This is a genomic window from Vibrio sp. V42_P2S4T144, assembly GCF_009904715.1.
GTDB classification, from domain to species: domain Bacteria; phylum Pseudomonadota; class Gammaproteobacteria; order Enterobacterales; family Vibrionaceae; genus Vibrio; species Vibrio alginolyticus.
Genome location: NZ_WXWS01000127.1, coordinates 1 through 5,393 on the forward strand (window position 1 = coordinate 1; position 5,393 = coordinate 5,393).

General features: G+C 43.4%; 4 protein-coding genes and 1 pseudogene. 3 read left to right on the forward strand and 2 right to left on the reverse strand.

Translation table 11 applies throughout. The annotated features are described in order from the left end of the window. Nucleotides 1-263: 263 nt before the first annotated feature. Nucleotides 264-998, reverse strand: a complete 735-nt coding sequence (locus CAG68_RS04200) for an RNA methyltransferase (RefSeq protein WP_005378485.1) — start codon at nt 996-998, stop codon at nt 264-266. Between the two features lie 379 nt (nt 999-1,377). On the opposite strand from CAG68_RS04200, the pseudogene CAG68_RS04205 reads away from it, so the two are divergent. Together CAG68_RS04205 and CAG68_RS04210 are read left to right on the forward strand one after the other, a co-directional pair. Beyond that, a pseudogene (locus CAG68_RS04205) lies at nt 1,378-1,618 on the forward strand (IS3-like element ISAfe17 family transposase); the annotation flags it as partial. Nucleotides 1,619-1,659: 41 nt separating this feature from the next. Beyond that, a complete protein-coding gene (locus tag CAG68_RS04210) occupies nt 1,660-2,121 on the forward strand; it encodes a hypothetical protein (RefSeq protein WP_161440816.1) in 462 nt (153 codons plus the stop codon). Between the two features lie 231 nt (nt 2,122-2,352). On the opposite strand, the gene CAG68_RS04215 is transcribed toward CAG68_RS04210, so the two are convergent. After that, the gene (locus tag CAG68_RS04215; protein ID WP_161440817.1) at nt 2,353-2,619 is read right to left on the reverse strand and encodes a hypothetical protein; all 267 of its coding nucleotides are present in this window, start codon (nt 2,617-2,619) and stop codon (nt 2,353-2,355) included. Between the two features lie 368 nt (nt 2,620-2,987). Here CAG68_RS04215 and CAG68_RS04220 point away from each other — a divergent pair. Continuing rightward, nucleotides 2,988-5,393: T6SS effector antibacterial DNase (locus tag CAG68_RS04220; protein WP_337250504.1), on the forward strand; the 2,406-nt coding region annotated here is incomplete at its 3' end.

Here is a 5,393-nt window from a genome sequence, read left to right on the forward strand (position 1 = left end):
CTTTTAATGAATGCATTCTTATCTCCTTAAGGGCATTTTATTGCGGCCTTTAGATAAGTGTCGCCTAATTTCCTGATTTTACTAAATGGAAAGGAGTAATTTTATTTATAGGCACAGCCTATTGAACTAAAACAAAATTAACTCACCGAACAACATTCACTGTATTTCGTTAAACGCAAGATTCAGCCAGGCTGATTTTTCTAGGCAATAAATACAACAAAGCCAGTCAAATTGACTGGCTTTGTTATTAAGTAATTGTTGCGTTAGCTATGTTGGCGGCGCATGTTGTCTAAAATAATGCCAGTCGCCATCGCGACATTCAGTGATTCGGCACCGCCAAACGCCGGAATCGTGATCTTATCTGTCACGAATTTTGCTGCGGCTTCGCGCACACCATGAGATTCGCTGCCCATCAACAAAATACCTTCAGCAGCGAAATCCGTTTTATGAACGCTCTCTCCCTCCAAAAACGCGCCATATACTGGCAATTTGGCGTGTTCCAAATAACTTGGCAAATCCACCAAACTCACTTGTACGCGGCCAAAGCTGCCCATGGTCGCACTGATCGTTTTAGGATTATAAGGATCAGCACAATCTGTACTCGCAATAATGTGCTTGATGCCATACCAGTCTGCAACACGAATAATCGTACCTAGATTACCAGGGTCGGATACACCATCTAGCGCAATCATCAAGCCTTTCGCTTGAGGCTCTTTTACACTCGGAATTTCAACCACAGCAATGGCCGCATTATTGCTCACAAGCGTGCTCGCTTTGGTCAATTCATCAAGCGATGCTTCAACACAATCAAAACGATTTAGCGTACCAGCATTTTGTTCGAGAAATGCCGCTGTTGCAAAAACCTGCTTCACCTTCAATGAACTACTTGCTAGCTCTAGTACGTTCTTTTCACCCTGAACTAGGAATAAGCCATGCGCTTTACGCTGTTTCTTTTGACCTAAAGCACGAAGCAGTTTTAATTGGTTTTTTGAAATCATTAAAGTATCCCAGGTGAAAATGGTTATTCGACGAGCGTACCCTAAACAATCTTCACGAAAGTTCGGTATCGAGCGGATGAGATTATAAATTATACCTAAATAACCTCAAGAAGCTTGATCATCAGAAGACGTTGAACACCAAGCGTAGCCAAAATAAAAGAAGGCTCAAAAACGAAAAAAGCCCTGCGATAACGCAGGGCTTTCAAAGTGATGCCTGCAATATATGATCGCATATCACGAACATGATTTCAAATAGTTACAAAACAACTTGCAGCAAAAGTTCGCATAAAATTGCATCAAAAGTCTGCATATTTGACCAACGACTTAAAGGTAACGTTGTAAAATTACCACATTCCTATCAGTCCCTCGAGAAACATATGGTCCTTGGGTCGACAATGTTTTTATTGAGCGATTATGGCGAAGTCTGAAACTTAAAAGCTTACAGCACGCCCCATAAAGTGGAACTTGAAATCGGGCACTACATCGTGTTTTATAATGAGGAGCTTAATCATCAGGAACTCAATAACCTCATCCCTGATAAAGTCTACTTTGGCAGACAGAGATTTGCTGCTGAGCAGGATCAATCGCCTAAGGTATTGGCTTATGTGTCCAACCATTAGGCTCCACTTTTCTAATCTGTTCATAAAAATAAATTTTGTGTATGCGTAAAGATAATTTATACACCTTTGATAGCTGGCCTGTAGGTACACCAGAACGCTTAATACATGGCTATTGGGAGTTGGGCATGATGAGGTTTCACACATTTGCTAGTGAATGCGGTAAAGAGCTTCAAGATACGTACAACCGCACTAACCATGGACTAGGTGCTAATGTTGTGTACATAGACCTAACGTCAATGGGAGATGGGTATCGATACAAGTCAGAGATCTTAGATATTATTCGAAGTCATCAGCAAACATGGGTGTGGTTCGTAGGCTGTAGGGCGCTATTGGAGGACTCATTGGCGGGTTGGTTACGCTCTGTTTTAACGACATACGACCTAGACCACGTTCGAGTTGCTTTTGTGCTTGATAGCCGTGAGCAGTTCAACCATATCTTTCAGGATTATTCAGCTCCGTTCTATCAATCTACCATAGCTCTGGATCTCTCAAAGAACAGTTAGGCTTATTCTTAGTTACTATTAAATATTTACTCTGCTTTTTAGCTAGTTCGTATAGATCCAGCCCTAAATGATCCAATTTAAGGGACTAAAGCAGAGCTTTTACTCTCATATCATCGCTAAATCTAACTTTTGTTATTTTTCGGTCGGGTGGCAATTCAAACAAATGAGAAGTTGATACACTTGGGGCATTTTTGATTCTGGTAATGAATTCCGAAACACAAACATACTGGTTCACAACTCATCAATATCAACGTCAATTTCTGGGGAGTTTTCTCTTTGCTTAACTAGTTCTCGGTCTTGTTCATCTTCCTCAAATTCAATTCGGGAAGAGTCAAAAACATCACGTCGTTCAACTAGAAAGTCGATATCCGCCTTATCCGCACCTTCCGAATAAGCCCTCCAATCTTTTTCACTTGTAGTCGCGAATTCATCGGTGTGCGCAGTATGACTTGTTAATCCTTCTAAAAGGTCTTTTTCTGGCAACAGTTTTTTACTCATAACTTACTTCTCGATTCAAAAATGACATTAGATAATTTATAGCATAGTGAGCAGCTAGAAATTAGCTCTGAAACAAGGAAAGGGGCAAAGCCTTCTTAGAACTATTACATCCACAACGTGCCCACTACGAATGTATTCACGGGTAAAAACACCATATGTATCGCTTCAGCTAAACAGCTACCGTACACAAAGACCACAGCCAACACCGACCAACTTCTTGGATTTATACCCAACTTTTTGGCTCGATAAACAAAAAATTGTATCGGCATACACTACTATCATCCTACCTAGCTGATTTTGCAGAAGAAAGTTAATGGCATGCTTACTGCTTAGTGCCGTGATAACTAGTATTCACTTTAGGTATTTGTGTGTCCTATAAAGTTCTTCCACTGTCGGAAGTAATGTCTCATGAATTTGGATTGATAGAGGGCAACTTCCATAATATTTCGGAAGCGGATATCGCCTCTGCTATTCCTTCACATCTTACTTTTGAACAGCTAAAGCAGCATCTCTACGAAGGCAATCTCGTGCTCGTGAGTGATACGCCTCAAATTCCCGCTCTACTTAGTTACAACGACCCAATAGGTCCTAAAACTTGGCGGCTGAATTCTGAGGTTATCTCTGAACTTTCGGATGATGCGGCTAATAATTTGTTAGCAATAACGAAAACCACCAGAGCAACGGGAGGTTACCGCTCTTGTATCAGGGAAACCTCGACGCCCGAACGAGTTTACACGCCGCAGCGAATCGCAACCGAAAGTGAAGAGGAAATCACCAAGGAATTTGAGTACAGCTTTGAAGTCGGATGCTCGGATACCACCATAAAGAAAATGGTGCACAGTGACTTTGTTTTAGCGAAAACTGAAAAAGAGAACGCGGTGACCCGTTGGGAGCAAGCCAATACCGAGCAAGGCACCCGCTACACAGCGTTATGTGTGTTTGATGAGCCAAAGCGTTTAAATATCCACATCGCTGATGACAATCTCGGACTGACACCATTGGAAGCCGTCACATTACAAAAAGCCGGCAGCCATAAAGCTGAGGAAGGTTTTATACCTGTTGTCCCTGCAGTGCGATTGGGTGAACGTTTAGGTTTGCCTACAGAAGGCTATTACTACCACTTTAATGATGGTGAACTTGTCCAAGAATACAAAATTCTTGGGGAAGAAAAATGGGCGTTTTACGCTACGCAATCGACACAAGACAAGCTCAATGACGAGCGTGGTTTTACTAAAGACCAAAGCGCTATTTTGGTGTATTGGAAATTAGCCGATCAAATCATCGAAAATCAATACATCATTTATCTTGAGCGACAAATCACGTGTGAAGAGCTCGATAATCTCAGTGAAGATTGGCTGTGTGAAAACGGGATAAAGTTGGATATCCCCGCATTGTTTGATGCGGTCAAACAGCCGGAAGAAGCGCGCTCAGAAGGTAACAACGATGAGACGCAAGCGGAACAAACCGCAGCGAAGCACATTGTAACGGTAGGGGAAGACTGGCAAAGCATCGCTGAACTATATGGTATGGGAGCTAAAGCCTTGCTCTTGCTTAACCCAGTGTTTGAGGCCGACCCTCTGTCACTTGCGGTAGGTGATGAAATTATTGTTGCTGAGAAACAGCAACAACAAGCACCGGATAAAAAGAATACCTTTCCGCCGCTGCGCCCACAAACTTACAACAACATCCGCAACAGTCATTATCAGCACAGTGATCCATTGCTCGGGTTGACCAAATATAGAGCCATTAACACTGCCGATTGCATAGAAGGCGATGTGGTAATCCTCAATTTAAAAGACGCCACAAGCTCGCTCGTGTTCGCTAAATCCTGCACCAGACCAGAGGGATGTATTGAAATTGGCGACCAACAAGAGTCAATAAGTAACTTTGGTCCTTGGTCATTCTTCTTTGCACAAGCCAATGCAAACCCAGCTGCTGTCATACCCGCCATTCAAGCGACACAAGCACAAATGGCTATGGGCAGTTCCGCAGCTGTCGCCGGTTCCCCAGAGCAAATGCAGCAAACCCAAACCGCAGCGATGCAGTTAGATAAACTGGCCGGCACATTGAAAGACAAAATCGTCGAGGGCTACCGCTGGCAGGTCGAAGGTATTGGCGCTTTGTTTGCCATGCAGCAAAGCTTATTTGGCGATAACACCCAATACACAGACCAAGATTTACGCCAAGTAACCACGGCGCAAAGCCGCGTTCGTGTCCACATTACCGAGCCCCAAGATGGTGAGTTTTATCCGCACGTACAGGGCTATCATGTAGATGACACACGAATCCCCATCAAATATGTGAAACAAGGGAACAATGGTCAGTTGTCCGTTGCGATTGAAGAGAACGGACCAACCATATATTGGACTCCAGAAGAAAACGGTGAAGCAAGTTGGCAAACTACCCCCGATCATAGTGATGGGTTTGAAAAAGACGATATACTGGTCACGCCAATCCACTCGGATAGCGATGCGAACGTCACCGTTACGCCTGCGCCTGAAGAGAAAGACTGGCGTGATGCGATCTTGGTATTCCCTGAAAGCTCAGGCATTGCACCACTTTATGTGGTTTACAAAGAAAGCCAGAGAGATAAGCCCGGAGTAGTTACTGGTAAGGGCGAAGATATCTTTGGTCTCTGGTTAGCTGATGCGGGTAAAGACTTTGGTGCTCCAATACCCTCCCAAATTGCTGATAAGCTAAGAGGAAGAGAGTTCAGTAGCTTTGACGATTTTAGAAGAGTCTTCTGGGGCGAGATTGCCAATGACCCTACTCTA